Genomic DNA, 21813 nt, shown 5'->3' on the forward strand with positions numbered 1-21813 from the left:
TTCCTGGACACCCGCTTCTCTCCGCGAACAGACGGGTGTCCAGGACGGAAAGCGGGCGTCGTCGTTGTGGGCCGCGGGCCGCCCCTCCCCGATGGCCGCGGCAGCGCAGCGGGTCACTCCTCCTGCAGTACGACTGCCGTGAGCTCCTCACCGGCGGGGATCGTGCCGCGGCCGGCCGGGACCAGGAGGAAGGCGTTCGCGTCCACGGCACGGGCCAGCAGGTGGGAACTGGTCCCGGGCAGCGCCCGCACCTGCAGCTGCGCACCTTCCTGCGACAGGCGCACCCGGCGCACCTGCGTCTTGCCAGGCAGCGAGGGGATGTCCTCGGTGAGCATGGCCTGCACCTGCGGCAGCGGCCGGCCCACTCCCCACGCGTCCTTGAAAGCCCGGCGCAGCAGCAGCTGCGCGCTGGTCCACGTGCTCACGGGGTTGCCGGGGAAGCACACCACGGGGATGACGGCATCCGCTGCATGCACCACGCCCACACCCTGCGGACCGCCGGGCTGCATCGCCACCGAACCGAAGCCCACCTGTGCGTCGATACCCTCATCTGCAGTGACGCCCTCGCCCACCTGCGCACCAGGTGCAAAGGCCTGACGCACCACCTCGAACCGGCCGGCGCTGATGCCCCCGCTCGTGAGGATGAGATCCGGCGCGCACTCGCGCACGGCGCGGGCGAGCGCGGTGCGGAAATCGTCGACCGTGTCGTCCACGGTGAGGCTGCCGGCCTCCTGTGCGCCGCTCTCCGCGAGGACCGCGCGGAGCAGGGTGGTGTTCGCGTCGAAGATCTGTCCGGCGCGCAACTCGCCGCCCGGTGCCACCACCTCATCGCCGCCGGTCACGAGCAGCACGCGAGGCCGCCGGCGCACCCTCACCTCGGTGAGACCCAGCGCGGAGACCAGCCCCAGAGCAGCCGGGTGAAGGACCGTGTCTGCCGGCAGCGCCGTCTCACCTACCTCGATGTCACTGCCCGCCGGACGCACGAACCTTCCGGCCTCCACCGCGTCCACCGTGATGCTGGGCGCGTCGAAGCCCTCCGTCTCCTCCACGGGCACCACCGCATCCGCGCCCGGGGGCACCGGGGCACCCGTCATGATCGGGACGACGAGGGGCAGGGAGGAGCTCGGCGAGGACACGGAGGGGGAACGAGAAGCATCTGCACCTGCACCCGCCGGGATCATCCCCTCCACGGTGAAGCGCCCGGGGGTCTGTGCGGACGCGAGGGCGAACCCGTCCATCTGCGAGTTGTCGAACGCGGGCAGGCTCAGCGGTGCGCGCAGGTCGGAGGCGAGCACACGGCCCAGCGCCGCCTGCACGGGCACGCTCTCACAGCCCAGGCTCCGGGTGGACAGCGCACGGGCGAGCACGGCGATGTGCTCGCTGAGGGTGCGGGCCGAGGCCCAGTCGGCGAAGGCGGCAGGCTCAGTCGTCATGCCGGTCACTGTACCCAGCACACGAGGGCGGTACGGGAGTTCCCGTACCGCCTTCGTGCGCTGCCCAGTCGGCCGCGGCGCCCTTGCCGCCCCGGAACCTCAGCCGGCCTCGGGCGCGGCAGCTCCTCCCCGAGCAGCGCCGGCGGTGCCTGCCGTACCTGAGGCGACCGGCGCCTCCTCCGTCTCCTCGCCGTGCTTCACGGCGCGGACGGTCCGCTCGAACTCCTCCATCGCCTGCGCCGGCGGCTGCGGCGTCACGAGGCTGACGAGCACCGCGAGCAGCAGGCAGACGAGGAAGCCGGGAACGATCTCGTAGAGGTGTTCGGGCAGCCAGCCCAGCGCCACGTCCGGCTGCCACTGGCCCCAGACGAAGGCGACGACCGCACCCGCGACCATGCCCACGAGCGCACCCATCGCGGTGAGCCGGCGCCAGAAGAGCGAGAGCAGGACGATGGGCCCGAAAGCGGCGCCGAACCCGGCCCACGCGAAGCCCACGAGGTCGAGGATCGTGTCATTGCGCTGCACCGCGAGGGCACCGGCGACCACTGCGACGACGAGGACGCCGGTGCGGCCCAGCCACAGCTCGGTGTTCGCGCTGAACTTCTTCCCGGACACGCCCACCAGGTCCTCCACGAGCGCCGAGCTCGTGACGATGAGCTGGGAGGACACCGTCGACATGATCGCGGCCAGGACCGCGGCGAGGACGAAGCCGCCCAGCAGCGGGTGGAACATGATCTGCGCGAGGTCGAGGAACACGGCCTCCGGATCGGAGAGCGACATGTCCGGGTTCTGCTGGAAGTAGGCCACACCGGCGATGGCGGTGAAGATCGCGCCCAGCACGCACAGGGCCATCCAGCCCACGCCCACACCCATACCGTACTTGGCGTCACGTGAGGACCGCAGCGCCATGAAGCGCACGATGATGTGCGGCTGGCCGAAGTAGCCCACGCCCCAGGCCAGACCGGAGATGATCGCGATGGCACTGGTGCCGGTGGTCATGCTCGCGAAGTCCGGGTTCACCTGCGCGACGCTGGAGAACATCTCCGCCGGACCGCCCACGGCGAAGCACGCGACGACGGGGACGATGATGAGGGACACCAGCATGATGAGTCCCTGCACCACGTCCGTGTAGCTGGCACCGAGGAAGCCGCCGAACAGCGTGTAGAGCACGGTCACGCCGCCCACCAGCAGCATGCCCACCACGTAGGAGCCGCCGAAGGTGGACTGGAAGAAGACACCGCCGGCCACCATGCCGGAGGAGACGTAGAACGTGAAGAACACGAGGATGACCACACCGGCGGCGATGCGCAGGAGGCGGGTGCGGTCAAACAGGCGGTTCTCGAAGAAGCTGGGCACGGTGATCGAGTTCCGTGCGATCTGCGTGTACTGGCGCAGGCGCGGTGCGACCAGCCACCAGTTCACCGCTGCGCCCACCGTGAGGCCGATGGCCATCCACGCCTCGACCATGCCGGAGAGGTAGAGGGCGCCGGGGAGGCCCATCATGAGCCAGCCGGACATGTCGGAGGCACCGGCGGACAGGGCCGCGGTGAAGGGGTGCAGCTGCCTCCCACCGAGCATGTAGTCGTCGCCGTCGGTCGTCTTGCGGTACGCGTAGAGGCCGATGACGATCATGGCCGCGAAGTAGATCGCGACGGCGATGATCTTGAAGGTGAGGTCCATAGCCAACAGTTCTGTCGTAGGGGGCAGGTGCGGGCTCGACCATACGGAAGACACAACGCCTTGTCACGCCGGTCACATCCGGGAGCAGACGACCTGACCACCGGGCCGGCGGGATCGTGCGGCTCTGCCGACTGCTCCCGATGCCTCCCCGCGTCCGCCCCGCCTGCGTCCGCCTGCCCCTCCCCACACACCCACAGCCCCCGTACACTCGAGGGGATGGAGGTCTCACTCGGAATGCCCACGCTCAGGACCGCGGAGCCGGGCGCCGCAGATGCCGGCGATGCGGCCGGTGCCGCCATGTCCGGCGATGCCGCGCAGCTCACCCGAGCCGCAGACCGCACCCGTGCTGAACTGGGACGACGCGCCGCCTCGGCACCCACCGCCCCCGGGCTCCACGACCGGTTCGGCCGGCGCGGCACGGACCTCCGCATCTCCCTGACGGACAAGTGCAATCTGCGCTGCACCTACTGCATGCCGGCCGAGGGCATGGACTGGATGCCGCAGTCCTCCCTCCTCACCGCGGAGGAGGTCATCCGCCTCGTCGACATCGCCGTGGACGTCCACGGCGTGCGCGACCTCCGGCTCACCGGCGGCGAACCGCTCATCCGGCCGGACCTCGAGTCCCTCATCGCGGGGGTGCGCGCGCGGCACCCGGAGCTGCCCATCGCGCTGACGACCAACGGGATCGGCCTCACCCGCCGCGCGCAGGCGCTCCGCGACGCGGGGCTGACCCGCATCAACGTCTCCCTCGACACCATCGACGCGGACACCTTCGCCGCGATGGCGCGGCGGAACCGGCTCGCCGATGTGCTCGCCGGAGTGGAGGCCGCGCTGGCCGCCGGCCTCCACCCCGTGAAGATCAACGCGGTGCTCATGCGCGGCGTCAACGACGATCAGGCGCCGGAGCTGCTCGCCTTCTGCCTGGAACGCGGTCTGCAGCTGCGCTTCATCGAGCAGATGCCGCTGGACGGGGACCACGGCTGGACCCGGGAGGGCATGGTCACCGCCGCCGAGGTGCGGGCACAGCTGGCAGAGCACTGGGACCTGGTGCCGGACGACGAGCCGCGTGCGGGTGCGCCTGCCGAACGCTGGCGGGTGTTCGCCCGAGGTGCCGGGCCGGGGCCCGGCACGGCCCGGCCTGCGGGTGCCGCGGAACCAAGGGCCCGCGCTGCTGAACCAGGGGCCGGCACGGCGCAGCCGCTGGGCCGCGTGGGCGTCATCGCCTCCGTGACCGAGCCGTTCTGCGCGGCATGCACCCGCACCCGGGTGACAGCAGAGGGGAGGGTCCGCTCCTGTCTCTTCTCCCACGAGGAGTTCGATCTGGCCGCCGCGCTGCGGACGGGCGCGAGCGACGAGGAGATCGGCCGGCTCTGGCAGCAGGCGATGTGGCTCAAGCCCAAGGCGCACGGCATGGACCACGTGGGTCTGGACAGCGAGGACTACGTGCAGCCGGAGCGGAGCATGAGCGCGATCGGGGGATGAGTCGGAGGTGCTGCCGGTTCCCGCCGCAGTGCGCGGTCCCCGCAGTGCGCGGTCCCCGCAGTGCGCGGTCTCGCCGCCTATGACCGCCGGGCACAGTTCCACCACCGCCCGCAGGCAGGGCACAGTTCCCCCGCATTCTGCCGAAGCAGCGCCCGAGTTCCCGCCGGTTCCCACCGCAGGGCAGAATGGCGAGCACCGTTCAGCACAGCACCGCTCAGGAGAGGAGACCCGCCCATGAGTCGCATGTCCGCAGCGAAGCGCGGTCCCGGCGGATCCGTGGAGGTCCGCTACTTCGCGGCCGCCCGCGCCGCCGCGGGACAGGTCAAGGAGGAGCGGGTGATCCTTCCCTTCGAGGAGGCCACCCGCGAGCAGTTCGCCGCACTGCTCGTCTCGCTCCACCCGGAGCCTCCTGCAGGTGAGCCGAGCCTCGAACAGGTCCTCGCCCAGAGCACCCTCCTCGCCGACGGCACGGCCCTGGCCTCCGACGAGGACCGGGTGCGCCCCGGCATGCGCGTGGACGTGCTCCCGCCCTTCGCCGGCGGCTGAGCCGCCGAGCGGACTGTCACTGCGATGAACTCCGAGCCCCCTGCTCCTCCGGCTGCGTCGCCTGTTCACGTCACACCACCCGTGCAGGCCGAGCGACCCGACTGGCGCACCGCGATGGCGCTCGCCCACGCGCTCGGCCGCGAGGCCCTCGCAACCCGCCGTCGTCGAGACGCCGCGGACATGACGGACGGCATGGAGTGGCTGCCCCTGCACGACGCCGCAGGCCGGATCCTCGCGCAGGAGCTGCGCACCTCCATCCCGGTGCCGCACTACCCCTCCTCCGCCATGGACGGCTACGCCTACGCCGCCTCTCCCACCGCCGCCGCTCCCCCACAGACGTGGCTCCTCGAGGACTGGACCGGAGTGGACCACGTCCTCGCACCCGGCCGCGCCTGCCCGGTGGTGACTGGTCGCGCAGTGCCCCACGGCACCACCGGCATCATCCGCAGCGAGTACGCCCAGGTCACCGCCTCCTCGGCACACGGCGCGGCACCTGAGTCAGCTCACGGCACGGAACCTGCGCCGGCCGGCGGCACGGCACCCACGCCAGCGCACGGGTCAGCGCCCGGCGCAGCGCACGGGTCAGCGCGCCTCGGCCTCGCGCCCGACGCTCCGCTCTCCGAGCTGGAGCCGGGCAGGCACATCCGCCCCGCCGGGAACGAGGCCTCTGCCGGCGATCTCCTCGCCCCTGCCGGCACCGCCCTCACCCCTCCCCTACTCGCGATGGCCGCCGTCTGCGGGCACGACGTCGTCCCCGTCCTGCCCGCGCCCCGGGCCGCACTGCTCTACACGGGGGACGAGGTCATCTCAGCCGGCCTGCCCGCGCGCGGCACGGTGCGCGACGTCTTCTCCGTCCAGCTGCCCCACCTCCTCGGCCTCTCCGGCGCGCAGATCGTGAGCCAGAGCCGGATCGGCGATGACCCGGCGCACACCTGGGACGCGCTCACGCACATGCTCGCACCCGGCACGGACACAGGCTCCTGCCACGCTGCTGAGGACGCGGACCCGGCGGAGGCCACGCATACGGCGGAGAACGCGCACACCTCTGAGGAGATGACCACAGCAGCGGACGCACACCCGCCTGAAGCGCCGGACCTCATCGTCACGACGGGCGGGACCGGACGCTCGGCCGCAGACCACATCCGGTCGACGCTCACCGCGCTCGCGAAGTCCACCGGCGGCCGGATCGTCTTCCCGGAGCTGGACATGCGACCGGGCCACCCCACCCTCCTCGCCGCGCTCGTGCGCGCCGACGGGCGGACCGTCCCGGTGCTCGGCCTCCCGGGCAACCCCCTGGCGGCCATGGCGGCCATGCGTGTGGCCGGGCGTGCGCTGATCCGCGGCATGAGGGGCGCCCCCGCCGAGGTGCCCCTCACCGTGCCGCTCGCCGCCGGCTCCCCCCGGCAGAAGGCCGAACGCCTCGTCCCTGCCCGCCCTCACGCAGCCTCCGTTCGCGACGGCACGGACGAACCCGCCTGGGAGCCCTGCACACACTCCGGGCCGAACATGATGCGCGGCCTCACCCGTGCACAGGGATGGATCGTGCTGCCCGCGCATTCCGTCCGGACAGGAGAGCGGGTCCTCTTCCTGCCTCTCGAATGGTGAGGCTGCCTCTCGAGTGGTGAGGCCGCTGCCCTAGAGGTGAGGCCGCCGCTCACGCGAGGAGGCTGCCTCTCGAGGAGTGGGCTCCCATCACTCGCGTGAGGAGGCACCCGCCCAGGGCGATGCGCCCGCGAGCCACAGGACGAGACCCTCAGATCCGCACATCGCAGACGTCCCCACCCGCACATGCGGGTGTAATGTGAGTTTCATGACGCATTTTCGGATCGCTGAAGCAGCCAGGCTCGTCGGGGTCAGCGATGACACCATCCGCCGCTGGGCCGCCGACGGGATCCTGCAGGCCGATGTCGACAGTGCCGGAGTGCAGGTGGTCACGGGACGCTCACTCGCAGAGAGAGCGAAGCAGCGTGCTCCGGAGAACGACGACGACCCCGTGCTGCGCAGCGCCCGCAACCGCTTCACCGGCATCGTCACCCGCGTCGAGGTCTCCGGACTGGTCGCCCAGGTCGAGCTGCAGTGCGGACCGAACCGGGTGGTGTCCCTCATGACCGCCGAGGCCCGGGAGGAGCTCGATCTTCAGGTCGGCTCACGCGCGACGGCCGTCATCAAGGCCACTCAGGTCATCGTCGAGGCCGCTCGCCGGGACTGATCGGCCTCCGCCCCCTGCCCCCGGCCGCTGTGCCACTCCGCCCACCAGGAGCACGTTCATGCACTTCTCCCACCGGCCCCCTCGCCGCACCGTCCGCATCGCTGCGGCGGCTCTCGCCGCCGGCCTCCTCATCGCGCCGGCCGGCTGCGCCTCCGGCCCGGACAGCTCCGGAGGCGGGGACTCGGAGGGCGGGGAGGCCGAGGAGCCCCGCACCCTCACGGTCTTCGCCGCGGCCTCGCTCACGGACACCTTCGAGCAGCTCACGGACGCCTTCTCCGAGCAGCACGACGGCGTGGACGTGCAGCTGAGCTTCGCGGGCTCCTCCGACCTCGTCGCGCAGATCACGGAGGGCGCTCCGGCGGATGTCGTCGCCACCGCGGATGAGCGGACGATGCAGCAGCTCGTCGACGACTCGCTGCTCACGGGAGAGCCGACGCCGTTCGTGACGAACGTGCTGGAGATCGCGGTGCCGGAGGGCAACCCGGAGGGCGTCTCCTCACTCACGGATCTGGCCAACCCGGACCTGGACGTCGTGGTCTGCGCGCCGCAGGTGCCCTGCGGCGCCGCCACGGAGAAGGTGGAGGAGGCCTCCGGCGTCCGGCTCAGCCCCGTGAGCGAGGAACCGCAGGTCACCGATGTCCTGGGAAAGGTCGCCGGCGGGCAGGCGGACGCGGGCCTCGTCTATCGGACGGACGCGGCCGGCTCGGACGCCGTCGAGGGGATCGCCTTCCCGGAGGCCCAGGACGCCGTCAACACCTACCCGATCGCGCCGGTCGCGGATTCCGCCTCACCCGCGCTCGCGCAGGAGTTCGTCGACTTCGTGCTCTCCGAGGAGGGCTGGAGGATCTTCGAGGAGGCCGGCTTCACCGCTCCCTGAGCACCCAGCACCCCGCACTCTGAGCACCACATCCCGCACACCGCACAGCCGGACCCCGGCCCATCCCGACGGAGAGGAGCGCAGTGATCCCCGGACCCCCTTCGGCCCCCACCCACATCCGCTCCCGCGCACGCACCCGCTCCCGTGAGCATCGACCGGGCGTGCCGTCCGCCCTCCTGCCGCTGGCGGCCCTGGGCGCACTGGTGATCCTCGTGCCCGTGGCGGGCCTGGCCGCCCGCGTGCCCTGGGGCGAATTCCTCGCACTCATCACCCGTGAGGATTCGCTCACCGCACTGCGCCTCTCCGCCCAGACGGCGGCCGCAGCCGCAGCGATCTGCGTCCTCCTGGGCGTCCCGCTGGGCATGCTGCTGGCACGCCGTTCGTTCCCGGGCCACCGTGTGCTCCGCGCGCTCGTCCTGCTGCCCGTCGTGCTGCCCCCGGTGGTGGGCGGCCTCGCGCTGCTCGCCACGTTCGGGCGGACCGGGCTCCTGGCCACCCCCATGGAGGCCACCGGCATCGACATCGCCTTCACCACCACCGCGGTGATCTGCGCCCAGACCTTCGTCTCACTCCCCTTCGCGGTGATGAGCGTCGAGGGTGCGGTCCGCACGCACGGGACCGACTACGAGACGGCGGCGGCAGTGCTGGGAGCGGGCCCCTGGCGCACCTTCGCCACGGTGACCCTGCCCCTGCTGGCCCCCGCGATCGCCTCGGCGGCGGTGCTGGCCTTCGCCCGTGCGCTGGGCGAGTTCGGCGCCACCCTCACCTTCGCCGGCTCCCTCGCCGGCACCACCCGCACGCTGCCGCTGGAGATCTACCTCGCCCGCGAGACGGACCCGGACGCCGCCGCCGCGATCTCCATGCTGCTCGTCGCGATCGCCCTGCTGGTGGTGGTCACGGTGTACTCGCTGCCTCAGAGCCGGAGATCACACGACAAGGGACGGCAGGCCGCACGTGACCATGGAGCATGAGGACACAGCGGCCGGACGACGGCCGGACGGAGTCCACCTCCGCGCCGAGTTCAGCGTGCCGGAGCGCGGCGTCAGCGTCTCACTCGCCGTGCGACGCGGGGAGACCCTCGCCCTCACCGGCCCCAACGGCTCCGGGAAGTCCACGACACTTGCGGTCCTCGCCGGCCTCCTCGTCCCCGCGCACGCCCGGGTCGAGCTGCATCCGCCGGCTGATGCGACACCGCGCCCGGCGGGCGAGCGCCCGCGGCTCCTCACCGCCTCGGGCGCGCTGCTGCGGGAGGGCGAGAGACCCGTGGCCCTGCCTCCGCACAGGCGGGCCATCACCCTGCTCATGCAGGAGCCGCGGCTGTTCCCGCACATGACGGCGGCGGGGAACGTCGCCTTCGGCCTGCGGAACGCGGGTATCACCGGTGCGGAGGCGAGGGAACGGGCGCACGCGCTGCTGGGGGAGCTGGGCATCGCGCACCTCTCCCGTATGCGGCCGGCCTCGCTGTCCGGCGGGCAGAAGGCGCGCGTGGCGATCGCCCGGGCGCTGGCCTCGGACCCGGAGGTGGTCCTCCTCGACGAACCGGGCGCCGCCCTGGACAGGCAGTCGGCACCCCTGGTGCGCGGGCTCCTCGCCGAACTCCTCGCGGATCGCACCTGCGTCCTCGTGAGCCACAGCCCCGAGGAGGTCGAGGCGCTGGCGGACCGCGAGCACAGGCTGGACGAGTGAGTCCGCACCGCTTCGCGAACGAGACCGCCGTCACCTAGACTCGGCCCATGCCTGTGAACCTCCCGCGCCATGAGCGGCTGCCGCGCATGCTCGCCTCGGCGGCCGCCATGCGCCCGCTGCTGCAGCTGCGGCACCCGGGCACCAACGGGTGGATCAGCTCCTGGGGCACCAACGCCCACGGCGAGATCGCAGGCTGCCCCCCGAGAGCGCACTGAGGCGCAGTCCCTCCGTCCCGGCGCACCCGTCCGGCGTGTTCCGCCCGCGTCCTCACCGGCCCGGCCGCGGAGAACCTCTCACGCCGACGACGCCGGCAGCCGCCGCTCCGCGTGTCCGCACCGCTTCTCAGCGACCGAGCGGCGTGCCGGATGCACCGCGCCAGGATCACATCCCTCATTCCGTGCTCAGCTCTCGCAAAGGCTCACCCGTGTCGAACCCCTCAGCTTCACAGCCGCAGAACACTCCGGCGCCCAGTCCCTCAGACCCCGCGGGCGGTCCCGCAGCACAGTCCGCGGGCCGGTCGAACCCTGTCCGCTACGCCCCGCCGCAGATGTGGCTGGGCGTGCGCAAGACGCTCAACTCCGACGCGTTCGGCGGCGCACTCCTGCTGGCGGCCACCGCAGCGGCGCTGATCCTCGCGAACACTCCGCTGGCGGACTGGTACACCGGGATCCGTGACACGGTGTTCGGCCCGTCCGCCCTCCACCTCGACCTCAGCGTGGGCACCTGGGCGGCCGACGGGCTCCTCGCGATCTTCTTCTTCGTCGTGGGCCTCGAGCTCAAGGAGGAGTTCGTCGCGGGACGGCTGCGGAACCCCCTGCGGGCGGCACTTCCCATCACCGCCGCCGTGGGAGGCGTGGCCGTCCCCGCGATCATCTTCACGGTGATCAACCTGCGCTCCGGCGGCGAGGCCCTGCACGGCTGGGCCATCCCCACCGCGACGGACATCGCCTTCGCGGTCGCGGTGCTGGCCGTCGTGGGCCGCTTCCTCCCGCCGGCGCTGCGCGTCTTCCTCCTCACCCTGGCGATCGTCGACGACCTCATCGCCATCACGATCATCGCGATCTTCTACTCCTCGGACCTCCACCTCCTGTGGTTCGCCCTCGCCTTCGTCCCGCTCGCGATCTTCGCCGTCCTCGTGCAGCGCGGCGTGCGCTCCTGGTGGATCCTCGTGCCACTGGGCATCCTCACCTGGGGCCTGGTGCACGCCGCCGGCATCCACGCCACCGTCGCGGGTGTGATGCTGGGCTTCACGGTCCCGGTGCGCCCCACGCCCCGCACGCGCGTCCGGGTCGGTACCGACAAGCACGGAATACCGGAGTACGAGGGCCTCGCCGCCCACTTCGCGGACCAGGTGGGCATCATCTCCACGCTCGTCGCCGTGCCGATCTTCGCCTTCTTCTCCGCCGGCGTCACAGTGGGCGGGCTCGAGGGCCTGCGCAGCGCCTTCGCGGACCCCATCACGCTGGGCATCGTCCTGGGACTGGTGCTGGGCAAGCCCATCGGCATCCTCGGCGCCACCTTCCTCCTCAGCCGGCTTCCCTCCATGCGGCTCGACTCGGAGCTGCGCTGGGCGGACCTCACGGGCATGTCCTTCGTGGCCGGCATCGGCTTCACGGTCTCTCTCCTCGTGGGCGAACTCGCCTTCGGTGCGGCGAGCGTGGCGGACGAGCACGTGAAGATCGGCGTGCTGGGCGGCTCCTTCGTCGCCGCCGTGATCGGCTCCGTCATCCTGAGCTTCGGGAACCGCCGTGCGAAGCTCGCCCAGGAGTCCGCCGCAGGCCCGGAGACACAGCACCAGAGCTGAGTCGGCCTCGGGCGGGAGGGGCTGAAGCAGGGGCTGCTTCCGGAGCACTGGAGTGAGACCGGCTCGGGAGAAGGTGGGCCGGCCTCGGGCGGGAGGGCACTGCCTCAGGCATGAAGGCGGCCTCGGGCGCGGACACGTTCCGCGTGCGAGGCCGCCTTCATGCCGCCACGGTGGCGTGCCTCCACGGGCGCACACCAACCAGTGCGGGCGCACACCAGCGCGGGAGCGCGCCAGTGCGGGCACGCCTGCACAGAAGCATGACTCCACGAGAGCGGAACCACTGCTCCTCCGGGTATGATCGTGCCCACCCCGCACAGGCGATGACGCCCGCGGGCCCCTCCCCTCGCTCTCCTGCGCCGGCGACCCGCCTCGCCGCTCATGCCGCACTGATCAGGACGCGCCTTCACCCGAGGACTGCCGTGAAGCCCTTCCACCACGTCGTCGTCAACACCGCTCTGGCGAACATGACCACGTCCTACCTCTGGTTCGCGCTGACGTTCTGGGTCTATCTGGAGACCCGCAACGTGGCGGTCTCCGCCGTGATCGGCGCGGGGTACATGGGATTCGTCTCCGTGTTCTCACTGGTCTTCGGGACGATCGTGGACCACAACCGCAAGAAGAAGGTCATGGTGATGGCCGCGGTCGCCACGCTGCTCGCCTATCTCCTGGCCTGCGGCGTGTGGCTGGTCTCCGACCGCTCCGCGCTCGTCAGCCTCTCCAGCCCCGCCTTCTGGCTCTTCGCCGTCATCATCCTCGCCGGTTCCGTCGTGGAGCAGATGCGCAACATCGCGCTCTCCACCACCGTCACCCTGCTGGTGCCGGAGGGCGAGCGCGACAGGGCCAACGGCCTCGTGGGAATGGTCCAGGGCCTCGCCTTCTTCGTCACCAGCGTGTTCTCCGGCCTCAGCATCGGCTTCCTGGGCATGGGGCCCACCCTGTGGATCGCCACGGGACTCACCGCACTCGCCTTCCTGCATCTCCTGCCCATCCGCATCCCCGAGGACAGGATCGTCACCGCCGCCGAGGCCCAGGAGGCCATCGCGGCCGAGGCCGGTGCGGGTGAGGCCGGTGCCGGTGAGGCGGGTGCCCGCGAGGCGGGTGCCGGTACTGGCCAGGCAGGTGCTACGGAAGCCGGCGCCGGGTCCGGTGGAGCGGATGCTCGCGAGGCGGGTGCCGGTACTGCTCCGCCAGGAGCCACGGGGGCCGGGCCTGCTGAGGGCGGTGCCGCCGGCAGGGATGCCGAGGCCGGTGCGGGTGGAACAGGTGCTGGTGCCGCCGGGCCAGGTGCCGCTTCGCCAGGTGCCATTGAGGCGAGCGCTGCCGGCGCCTCGGCCGCGGCCCAGGTGAGCCCCGCGGCCCAGGCGAGTCCCGCGGCTCCGCTCGCGCCCACATCCCCTGCCGGTCACCGGAAGGTCTCCAAGATGGACCTCGCCGGCTCCATACGCACGATCCGCGCGATCCCGGGCCTCACCGCGCTGATCCTGTTCGCGTGCTTCAACAACTTCGTCGGCGGCACGTTCATGGCGCTCATGGATCCGTACGGCCTCGAGCTCTTCTCACCGCAGGTCTGGGGCATCGTGCTGGGTGTGACCAGCCTGGGGTTCGTGGTGGGCGGCGGCGTGGTCGCCAGGACCGGCCTCGGCGGGAACCCGGTGCGGACGCTCCTGCTCCTCAACCTGCTCGTCGCCGGCATCGGCATGACCTTCACGCTGCGCGAGTGGTGGTGGCTGTTCGCCGTGGGCATGTTCGTCTTCATGGCGCTCATGCCCGCCGCCGAGGCCGCCGAACAGACCATCCTCCAGCGCGTGGTCCCGTTCCACCGCCAGGGCCGGGTGTTCGGGCTGGCGCAGAGCGTCGAGACCGCCGCCAGCCCCGTCAGCGCCTTCTTCGTGGGCATCATCGCGCAGCAGACGGTCATCCCCTGGGTCGACTCCCCGGCAGGCAGGGAGGCGCTGGGCTGGCTGCTGGGTGCGGGCAACGCACGCGGCATGGCACTCATGTTCGTGGGTGCCGGCCTCATCATGCTGGTGGTGGTGCTGCTCGCCTTCCTCACCCCGCAGTACCGCGGCCTGTCCACCTACTACGGGAGCACCCGCCAGGATCTGACCGGGGCCGGGGGCAGCGCTGGGGCAGGAGCCGAGGCCGGGGTTGGAACCGTTCCCAAAGCCGGTGTTGGAACCGCACCCGAGGCCGGGGCCGGAGCGAAGACCATCTCCGGCGCAGACGCCTCGGCCCCGTCCGGCAGCACCGCGACGGAACCGCACGGTCCCACCGGCCGCTCCCCCGGGCCCCGCACCGGCTAGGCTCGTCCGGGATGTCCGCACGAGTCGAGGAGGCAGGATCCGATGGCCGAGAACACACAGGTCAGCACCCCGGCCGACCAGCTCGAGGCCCTGCTCGAAGGGCCGCTCAACGCCCACAGCCTCGACGAGATCGCGCACCTGGCGGAGAGCACCCCGCGGCCCGAACTCACCCGCGTGATCGGCGCGGTCCCCCCGGTGCGCGCCGCGGTCCTGTTCCGGGCGCTCCGCAAGGACACCTCGCTCGCGGTCTTCGAGGCGCTGCCTCCCGGCTATCAGGCTGAACTGATCCGCACACTCCGGGGGCCGGAGATCGCGGCGATCATCGAGGAGCTCGACCCGGACGATCGCGCCGAGGTGTTCGGGGAGCTGCCCGCCTCGCTGGCGAAGAAGCTCATGCTGGGTCTCGACCCGGACGAGCGGGAGATGACTGCCACCGTCCTGGGGTACCCCAAGGAGGCGATCGGCCGGTACATGTCCCCGGAGGTGCTCAGTCTGCGGAACGACTGGGACGCCCGCACCGCGCTGGAATCCGTCCGTGCCCGCATCGACGAGCCGGAGACCGTCTACCTCCTGCCGGTCGTGGGCCCTGGAAAGGTGCTCGAGGGCGTCGTCTCCCTCCGCTCGCTCCTGGCGGCGGACCCGGATCTGCCGCTGAGCGCGCTCACTCGCGAGGCGACCAGCGTCCATGCGCTCACGGATCGTGAGGAGGCGGCCCGCGAGTTCCTCTCGCACCGGCTCATAGCGATGCCGGTGACGGACGAGGAGGACCGCCTGCTGGGCATCCTCACGATGGACGACGTCCTCGACATCATGGACGAGGAGGACGCCGAGGACGCCGCGCGCTCCGGTGGTGCGGAGCCCCTGGACCGCTCCTACCTCTCCAGCTCCATCCTCCGGATCGTGCGCAGCCGCATCGTCTGGCTGCTCGTACTCGCCGTCTCCGCGATCCTCACCGTGCAGGTGCTGGAGGTCTTCGAGTCCAAGCTCGACCAGGTGGTGATCCTCGCCCTCTTCATCCCCCTCCTCACCGGCACCGGCGGGAACACCGGCAATCAGGCCGCCACCACCGTCACCCGGGCGCTGGCCGTGGGCGAGGTGCGGGTCCGGGACCTCGGCAAGGTGATCTGGCGGGAGCTCCGGGTGGGCCTCGTGCTGGGATCGGTGCTGGGCTCTCTGGGCTTCGTGGTCGCGGGGCTGGTCTACGGCTGGCCCATCGGCACCGTCATGGGGCTGACGCTGCTGTCCATCTGCGTCATGGCGGCCTGCGTGGGCGGCCTCATGCCCATCGTCGCCAAGAAGGTGGGGGCGGATCCTGCGGTCTTCTCCAACCCCTTCATCTCCACCTTCTGCGATGCCACCGGCCTCATCCTCTACTTCACGATCGCGACGGTGGTGCTCGGCTTGCACTGAGAGGTCGGGCCGGCGCGGTCGGCTGGGCGGAGCCGGCGCGCTGAGCTGTGTGGGTCGGGCCGGCTGGGCGGGCACGCTGAGCTGCGTGGACCGGGCTGGCGTGGCGGGCCGGGCTGAGCCGACAGGGCCGGGCCGGGTTGGCGGGGCCGGCTGGACTGAGCAGGCTGGGCCGGGCGGACGGGGCCGGCGCGCCGAGCGGTCTCCGATGCAGCGCATGCGGCACGGCACTCGACATCGCGCAGCAAGTCTGTGCCGTTCCCCCACGCGCTCCCGCCCGCAAAGGCGCGCGACTGCCTTCACCGTCATGCTATGACAGCATTCTGCATCAGGCTACGGAATATGCTCAAAGAATCACACACAAACTCATTACTCCCACCTCTATCGCACACTGATTAGAACGTGTATGCTGTTCGTACACGCACAGCACGTTCCAGCTCCATACGCAGCGTCGCGCAGGGAGGTGAAAGCAGTGACGGTCGACCACGTTCCACAGGGGCCTCTGCCCGGTGACAATCCGCCGGAGGGATATGAGAATCCCGTGTTCAGAGCGCCATTCACAGACCACGACAGGGGCTCCCTCATCGCCCGGGAGGGCGCGGGCACCGCAGTCCTCACACTTCTCGAGGCCGCGGAAGGCACACAGGAGCAGATCGACGCGACCCCCCTGACACCGCAGGAGCAGCTCTCAGCACTGCGTGCGCTCGAACTGGCCCGGAGACGCATCGACGCAATGAGCGCTGACATCCTGGCCGCATTCGACCGCAGCGGGACCAGCACGGACCACGGCTATCGCACCACGGAAGCACTCCTGCAGGGCGAATTCCGCATATCGGTGCACGAAGCCCGGAGACGTGCACGGCTGAGCAGGCAGCTGGGTGAGCGCATCACCCTGCTGGGCGAGAAGCAGGCACCTGCGCATCCCCGGATCGCGGAGAACTACGCAGAAGGGCGCATCTCCACGGATGAGGCACGCACCCTCTGCGATGCCGTGGAGGACCTTCCGCCTCAGGTGAAGGACAGGTACGAGGAGCAGATCGAGCAGACGCTCGTCGAACTCGCGCCCGGACTGCGGCTGGCTGACATCCCCAAGCTCGTGGGCCGCATCGTCCAGACCGTCGATCCGGACGGCACTCCGCCGCAGTTCACCCCGGAACCGCACAGATACCACGTCACGGTCAATCAGAAGGTCAACGGCGACTGGCGACTGTCCGGTCTGCTCGACTGCCCCACGGGGACCACCCTGTACTCACTGCTCTACGCACGCATGCGTGATACGGACGCAGAGGTGACCCTCAGGCCTCATCCCCGCGCACCGGGGAACACCCGCATGTCTGCGAACACCGGCGAGCCTGAGGACACCCGCGCGCCTGAATCCTCCCTCACAGACACGGATACCGCTCAGGACGAGAACGGAACCTGCACTGCCGGCACCGCAACCGACGCCTCCGCGGCCTCTGCCTCCGCGAGCCCTCCCTCTGCAGACGAACCCGCGGCCGCTCCTCCTGCGGATGCGGCCGAGGCCGCCCGCCACGCTGGACCGTCTCCGCGGCCCGCCTCCCCCGAGGAGGCCGTGTGGGAGCGCACGGACGTGACGGTGGATGCAGAGGGCTGGACAACGGTGAGCGGCGGCGCTCAGGGTGAAGGCGCACTCGTGGAGGACGACCCGCTGTTCCTCATGCGCGAAGACGGCTGGCCCGTCCCCATCAGCCCCCGCATCTCTCACGCGGCGTTCGCGCTCTTCGAGGAAGCCGGGGAATCCGAGTCCGGTTCGGCCACAACCGTGCTGTGGGAGAAGACGCTGGGACGCACGGCCTGCCCCGGCGAACCGCAGGACGGCGGCCGCAGGAGCACCGGCACTCCCGGCGGAACCGAAGGACCACCAGAGAGAACACCGCCAGAGAGGATGCCGACAGCGACGCATCCGCCCCCGGAATCATCCAGGCCTCCGGATGACAGAGCGCTCCAACCGGTTCAGGTCGGGACACGCAACCCCGGTGTGTGCGAGGACGGCTCGCGCAGCACAGTTCTGCCCGAACCGGATTCGCACTCACCCGGCAGACATCGCCATGACCGCCTGTCCTTCCTGCTGCGCTGCCTCAGCCGGGAACGAGTGCTTCACGGGGCGGACCATGCCCTCGTCGTCTCTGCGCATCCGCGCGACCTCGCCCACGCCAGGCGCCCCCTCTTCACGCAGACGGGCGGAGTCACCACTCAGGAGCAGCTCGCCGGCTGGTCCCATGCCCTGCAGCTCTTCGCCCATGTGGCGGACGGCTCCGGTCGCACCATCGCAGTGCGCTCACACGGACGGTTCGCCACGCGGAGCCAGATGGCGGTGCTCACCGCCCGCGACCAGGGATGCACCTTCCCGGACTGCGATGCTCCCGCGGCCTGGTGCGAAGCCCACCACCTCATCCCCTTCGCTGAGGGCGGTCCCACGGATCTGGGAAATCTGACGCTGGTCTGTCCGTTCCACCACCGCTGGTTCGAGCGCTCCGGGTGGTCCGGACAGATGCTCCGCGGGCTTCCGGCCTGGACTCCTCCCTCGCACCTCGGCGCCGGCCGGAAGCCGATCTTCCACTCGCGCTTCCGCGCCGCACTCCTCGCGCTGCCGCCGGCGGGCCCGGACGCACCCTCCTGATTCACAGAGCTGGCTTACCCCGGAGCATCCTGAAGGAGCGCCCCTCCCCGGAGCCAGCAGCGGACGTAGCAACAAGCGCAGCAGCGGAAGAGCTGCCTTCAGCAACGGCACAGGCCCTGTGCCACCGCTCGGAGAACCGCTTCATCACACTCGCACCGGAAGCCACAAGGTCACAACTGTGCCCGCGCCTTCTACCGATCTCAGCGCGACGTCCCCACCATGCCGACGTATGACCGTCGCGGCCAGGGTAAGTCCGATCCCCGATCCCGGGACGTCCCGCACGTTGTTCGCACGTGCTAATTCAGCGAACACGTACGGCTGGTCATCCTGAGGTATTCCTCGGCCGGAGTCCGCGACCTCAATCACAGCCCAGCCGTCTTGTTCCCGGAGCCGGACCTCGATCGGCCCACTGTCAGAATACTTCGCAGCGTTGCTCAGTACATTGTCCAGCGCCAACGAGAGCAGATCGAGGTCTGCCTGCAATGGTGGCACCTGCCACGGAACACTGATGACGGAGAGCGATATGCGCGCACTCACGTCTGGGCGCACGTGCGCCAGATCCGCTACAGCCTCTTTCAACACGCCAGCCAGATCAACAGTCTCGTACTCAAGGGCCCGTGTCTCGAGCTCAGCGAGCTTCCGCAGATCCCCGACCAACCCGGCTAACTTCGCGGATTGTGCGTCTACCACCGCCCACACCCCTTTTCCTTCGGCACACCGTTCGCCACTCTGCGCGCCGCCCGAAGCTGCCGCTGCACGAATCGCAGTGACCGGGTTCTTGAGTTCGTGGTCCAAGCGAGCCAGAAACCTGCGGTGGCCCTCTCTTTCGCGCTTCACCGCAAGCGCGTACGCCGCGCGTGCGCGTTCGGCCGCCTGCGCTTCCCACCTCTGGCGCGACCGCGCGCGAATGGCCCACCATGCGCACCCGCAGAGGAGCAGCGCCGTGAGCAGAAGACCCGTCAGCACCGTCGCCGCAGGCAGTGCCGTGACGACCTCGAGCTTCCGCTGATCTCCGCGCATCCACAGGGCAGCCGCCGCCAAGGCTCCCCCGGCGCCGGGAACCACTGCACCGAGCCACACCCACCGCGGCACCCTCCGGACGGATCGACCAGAGTGCATATGCTCAGAACTGAAACTGCGCCAGTCATCGGGCCACGTCATGCGACCACATCCCTCATACAGCCTGCACCCGTGGGACGAACCGGTACCCCATCCCGGGAACCGTCTGCAGGTACCGCGGAGCCGCAGCGTCATCGCCGAGCACGCGCCGAAGTTCGGACACGCGATGGTCGATCGCCCGGGAGGCGGGGGCGAAGTTCATGCCCCACAGGCCTGCGAGCAGACGTTCGCGGGAATGGAGCTCCTGCGGATGGAGCATAAGGAACTCCAGCAGCATGACCGCTTTGGGCGTGAGGGTGAGTTCGCACCCCTCCAACCACACACGTTTGGAACTGCGGTCCAGCAGCAGCTCGCCAGCCTGGACCCGCGTGGCAGCGGCAAGCCCCTGCCCGCCCCGGGCCACGCGCCGCAGCACCGCTCGTATCCGGGACACGAGTTCATGCGGATCGAAGGGCTTGTTGAGGTAGTCGTCCGCACCTTCGTCCAGTGCGGCACTGCGTTCATATGACTCTCCGACCTGCGTGAGCAGGATGATGGGGAGCCACGAACGGCTGCCACGCACGTGCCGGACGAACTCGCGGCCATCCATCCGCGGCATGAGGACATCGCAGACGGCAATATCCGGTGCGCTCCTCCGCACCGCCTCAAGTCCCATGTACCCATCCGCAGCCACCTCCACATCAAAACCGCTACGGGCGAGATAGGGTGCAAGAGTCGAGGTGATCGCGTCATCATCGTCGATGAGTAACAGCCGCGGCCTATTCTGGTCCATGAGTTCTCCGCACTCCGCGCTTATCGTGTGCTCAGCCTTGCCTCGCGACGTTGGCCGTCCCACTGTCGCTCACCGCCGGGTCACCAGACCCCCACATCACCGCATTGCCCTGACCGGAGACAGACACCGACTCCGCGGTGTCAACCAAGACGACAGTTCCGGAACCTTCGACCACCAGCGAACTCACGGCCTCGGCGACGACGACTATGCCCGTTCCGGACACGGAGAGATCACTGCAGTCACCGGTGACACTCACGAGCTGTCCCACATAGCCCTCTCCTACCGTCAGGGAACTGCTGCAAGTGAGGGCTGTGGTCGCCGCCCCGCGCAGCTCCTCCCGGTCGAAGTCCTGATCGGTCTCCGCGAAGCCGGAAGTTCCCTCAACGGCCTGCTCCGCAATGTCATCGCCGGTGGCAGAAACCTCGGCATCCACGGAATCCTCGGTGGCGGCAGAACCGCTGTCCGAGTTTTCCTCGGCGGGGCCGGAGGGCGATCCGCTTCCCTCCACCGTGCCGTCAGCGTCCCCACCCTCGGTGATACTCACGCTACAGCCACTCACCGTGAGGACACCCGCTAGGAAGAGCAGAGGGACCGTCTTGCGGATACGGGAAGAGCGGCAGTGCACGGTCGTCATCGGCTGACCTTCTCCTTGGGCGCGCCGGTCCTGTACCGGCTGGTATTGCGAACACTTTCTGGCACACACGCTCCCAGCGCCAGGCAACGCCGGGACACACCACTCAGATGCGCGCGGGCCTGTACGTCAGAGTGAGCGGCTGAGCCACGGCACATCAGAATGAGGGGATGAAAATCTCCACCCGGCGATTGAGCTGACGACCAGCAGGGTTGTCCTGCCCGTCCACCTCATTAGGCGCGACCGGCTGGGTCTCGCCGAATCCGACCGCGGTGAGCGTACTGGTGACCCCACCGTCTTGCAGCGCTGTCATCACGCTTCGCGCGCGGCGCTCAGAGAGATCCTGATTGTAGTCGTCTCCGCCCTTCGAATCCGTGTGCCCGGAAATTTCCGCTTCCGGAATCTGCGCCGCCTCCAGCACCTGGGCCACGGTGTCAAGTGTGTCTTGGGCGTCCGGACGGACAGCATCCTTGTCGAAATCAAAGAGCACACCGTCTTCAAAAGTCAGTACCGTGCCACAGGAATCGTGTGGAGCCAGCTCCTCCAGCGGCGGGAAGTCACCCACCGGGGGGGGGGACAGGAGGCAGCGGGTCCGCGTCAATGGTGGCTCCGTTCACTGTTGCGGTTCCCCTACCGTCGTTCTCGATCACGAGGCCACCACCTGTGAAAGATCCGGAGCCATCACCGTTGTTCTCAATGACCATGCCCCTACCGACATAGGAACCTGAACCGTCGCCGTTGTTCTCGATGACGTCACCGCCACCCGTCGAAGTTCCAGCCCCGCCGCCGGTGAGTTCGACCGCCAGGTCATCTCCCACGTAGCTACCAGTGCCATCACCGTTGTTCTCGATGACCACTCCGCCACCCACGAACGTTCCTGAGCCGTCACCGTTGTTCTCGATGACCACTCCGTCATCCACCACGCTTCCAGAGCCGTCACCACTGTTCTCTTTCACGGTGCCGTCACCCACCTCCGAGGCTGCACCGTCCTCATACGAGAAGACACTCCCAGCCCGGACGCGCGAGACTCCCTCCGCGGAACATTCCGCCGTGCGAACTGTGACACCGGGGATATCGTCGAGATCTGCGGACAGGTCGATCGTGAAAGCATCCGCAGAGTCGGTGAGTACGGAGATGTCCGGTACGGTGAACAGCGGTACCGCAGGGAAATCACCCGGGGCGTATCCCGGCACTGCCGACACCGTCGCCAAGGCCGTCGCCTC

At 70.0% G+C, this 21813-nt stretch carries 18 protein-coding genes and 1 pseudogene; 12 read left to right on the forward strand and 7 right to left on the reverse strand.

What is annotated here, in order from left to right; genetic code table 11:
- Positions 1 to 113: 113 nt before the first annotated feature.
- Both ABD240_RS06640 and putP read right to left on the reverse strand, forming a co-directional pair.
- The gene (locus tag ABD240_RS06640) at positions 114 to 1433 is read right to left on the reverse strand and encodes a molybdopterin molybdotransferase MoeA (protein ID WP_344336435.1); all 1320 of its coding nucleotides are present in this window, start codon (positions 1431 to 1433) and stop codon (positions 114 to 116) included.
- A gap of 99 nt (positions 1434 to 1532) precedes the next feature.
- On the reverse strand, positions 1533 to 3113 hold the full coding sequence (putP, locus tag ABD240_RS06645) for a sodium/proline symporter PutP (RefSeq protein ID WP_344336437.1): 1581 nt from the start codon (positions 3111 to 3113) through the stop codon (positions 1533 to 1535).
- A gap of 216 nt (positions 3114 to 3329) precedes the next feature.
- Between putP and ABD240_RS06650 the strand changes: the two genes are divergently transcribed.
- The 12 genes from ABD240_RS06650 to ABD240_RS06705 all read left to right on the forward strand — a co-directional run bounded on the left by ABD240_RS06650 (position 3330) and on the right by ABD240_RS06705 (position 18068).
- Positions 3330 to 4595 (forward strand): GTP 3',8-cyclase MoaA, encoded by a 1266-nt coding sequence (locus ABD240_RS06650; RefSeq protein ID WP_344336440.1) that lies wholly within the window; start codon positions 3330 to 3332, stop codon positions 4593 to 4595.
- Positions 4596 to 4829: 234 nt separating this feature from the next.
- Positions 4830 to 5141, forward strand: a complete 312-nt coding sequence (locus ABD240_RS06655; protein ID WP_291794697.1) for a MoaD/ThiS family protein — start codon at positions 4830 to 4832, stop codon at positions 5139 to 5141.
- A gap of 81 nt (positions 5142 to 5222) precedes the next feature.
- On the forward strand, positions 5223 to 6746 hold the full coding sequence (locus ABD240_RS06660; protein ID WP_344336443.1) for a molybdopterin-binding protein: 1524 nt from the start codon (positions 5223 to 5225) through the stop codon (positions 6744 to 6746).
- Positions 6747 to 6951: 205 nt separating this feature from the next.
- Positions 6952 to 7350: a TOBE domain-containing protein gene (locus ABD240_RS06665; protein ID WP_344336445.1), complete on the forward strand. Its 399-nt coding sequence runs from the start codon at positions 6952 to 6954 to the stop codon at positions 7348 to 7350.
- A gap of 58 nt (positions 7351 to 7408) precedes the next feature.
- Positions 7409 to 8227 carry a molybdate ABC transporter substrate-binding protein gene (gene modA, locus ABD240_RS06670; RefSeq protein WP_291794700.1) on the forward strand — a complete coding sequence of 273 codons (819 nt, stop codon included), beginning with the start codon at positions 7409 to 7411 and terminating at the stop codon, positions 8225 to 8227.
- Between the two features lie 83 nt (positions 8228 to 8310).
- Positions 8311 to 9198 carry an ABC transporter permease gene (locus ABD240_RS06675; RefSeq protein ID WP_425546997.1) on the forward strand — a complete coding sequence of 296 codons (888 nt, stop codon included), beginning with the start codon at positions 8311 to 8313 and terminating at the stop codon, positions 9196 to 9198.
- On the forward strand, positions 9188 to 9913 hold the full coding sequence (locus ABD240_RS06680) for an ATP-binding cassette domain-containing protein (protein WP_344336675.1): 726 nt from the start codon (positions 9188 to 9190) through the stop codon (positions 9911 to 9913). The genes ABD240_RS06675 and ABD240_RS06680 overlap by 11 nt, the downstream gene beginning before the upstream one ends.
- A 47-nt stretch (positions 9914 to 9960) precedes the next feature.
- Positions 9961 to 10128, forward strand: a complete 168-nt coding sequence (locus tag ABD240_RS06685; protein ID WP_291795566.1) for a hypothetical protein — start codon at positions 9961 to 9963, stop codon at positions 10126 to 10128.
- A gap of 332 nt (positions 10129 to 10460) precedes the next feature.
- A complete protein-coding gene (nhaA, locus tag ABD240_RS06690) occupies positions 10461 to 11717 on the forward strand; it encodes a Na+/H+ antiporter NhaA (RefSeq protein WP_291795569.1) in 1257 nt (418 codons plus the stop codon).
- A gap of 419 nt (positions 11718 to 12136) precedes the next feature.
- Positions 12137 to 14020 carry an MFS transporter gene (locus tag ABD240_RS06695; protein WP_344336447.1) on the forward strand — a complete coding sequence of 628 codons (1884 nt, stop codon included), beginning with the start codon at positions 12137 to 12139 and terminating at the stop codon, positions 14018 to 14020.
- Between the two features lie 42 nt (positions 14021 to 14062).
- A complete protein-coding gene (mgtE, locus tag ABD240_RS06700) occupies positions 14063 to 15430 on the forward strand; it encodes a magnesium transporter (protein ID WP_291794047.1) in 1368 nt (455 codons plus the stop codon).
- A gap of 538 nt (positions 15431 to 15968) precedes the next feature.
- Complete coding sequence (locus ABD240_RS06705) at positions 15969 to 18068, forward strand: HNH endonuclease signature motif containing protein (RefSeq protein WP_344336451.1); 2100 nt, start codon at positions 15969 to 15971, stop codon at positions 18066 to 18068.
- A 144-nt stretch (positions 18069 to 18212) separates the two neighbouring features.
- Here ABD240_RS06705 and ABD240_RS06710 read toward each other — a convergent pair whose 3' ends face one another.
- The 5 genes and pseudogenes from ABD240_RS06710 to ABD240_RS06730 all read right to left on the reverse strand — a co-directional run.
- Positions 18213 to 19109, reverse strand: a complete 897-nt coding sequence (locus tag ABD240_RS06710; protein ID WP_344336454.1) for a sensor histidine kinase — start codon at positions 19107 to 19109, stop codon at positions 18213 to 18215.
- Between the two features lie 133 nt (positions 19110 to 19242).
- Positions 19243 to 19959, reverse strand: coding sequence for a response regulator transcription factor (locus tag ABD240_RS06715; RefSeq protein ID WP_291794055.1), 717 nt, complete (start codon positions 19957 to 19959; stop codon positions 19243 to 19245).
- A gap of 31 nt (positions 19960 to 19990) precedes the next feature.
- Complete coding sequence (locus ABD240_RS06720) at positions 19991 to 20593, reverse strand: DUF3060 domain-containing protein (RefSeq protein WP_291794058.1); 603 nt, start codon at positions 20591 to 20593, stop codon at positions 19991 to 19993.
- 154 nt (positions 20594 to 20747) lie between these two features.
- Positions 20748 to 21155 (reverse strand): OmpA family protein, encoded by a 408-nt coding sequence (locus ABD240_RS06725; RefSeq protein WP_344336456.1) that lies wholly within the window; start codon positions 21153 to 21155, stop codon positions 20748 to 20750.
- A pseudogene (locus tag ABD240_RS06730) lies at positions 21148 to 21813 on the reverse strand (OmpA family protein); the annotation flags it as partial. The pseudogene ABD240_RS06730 and the gene ABD240_RS06725, both read right to left, overlap by 8 nt.

This window comes from Brevibacterium salitolerans (assembly GCF_039531405.1).
Classification (GTDB): domain Bacteria; phylum Actinomycetota; class Actinomycetes; order Actinomycetales; family Brevibacteriaceae; genus Brevibacterium; species Brevibacterium salitolerans.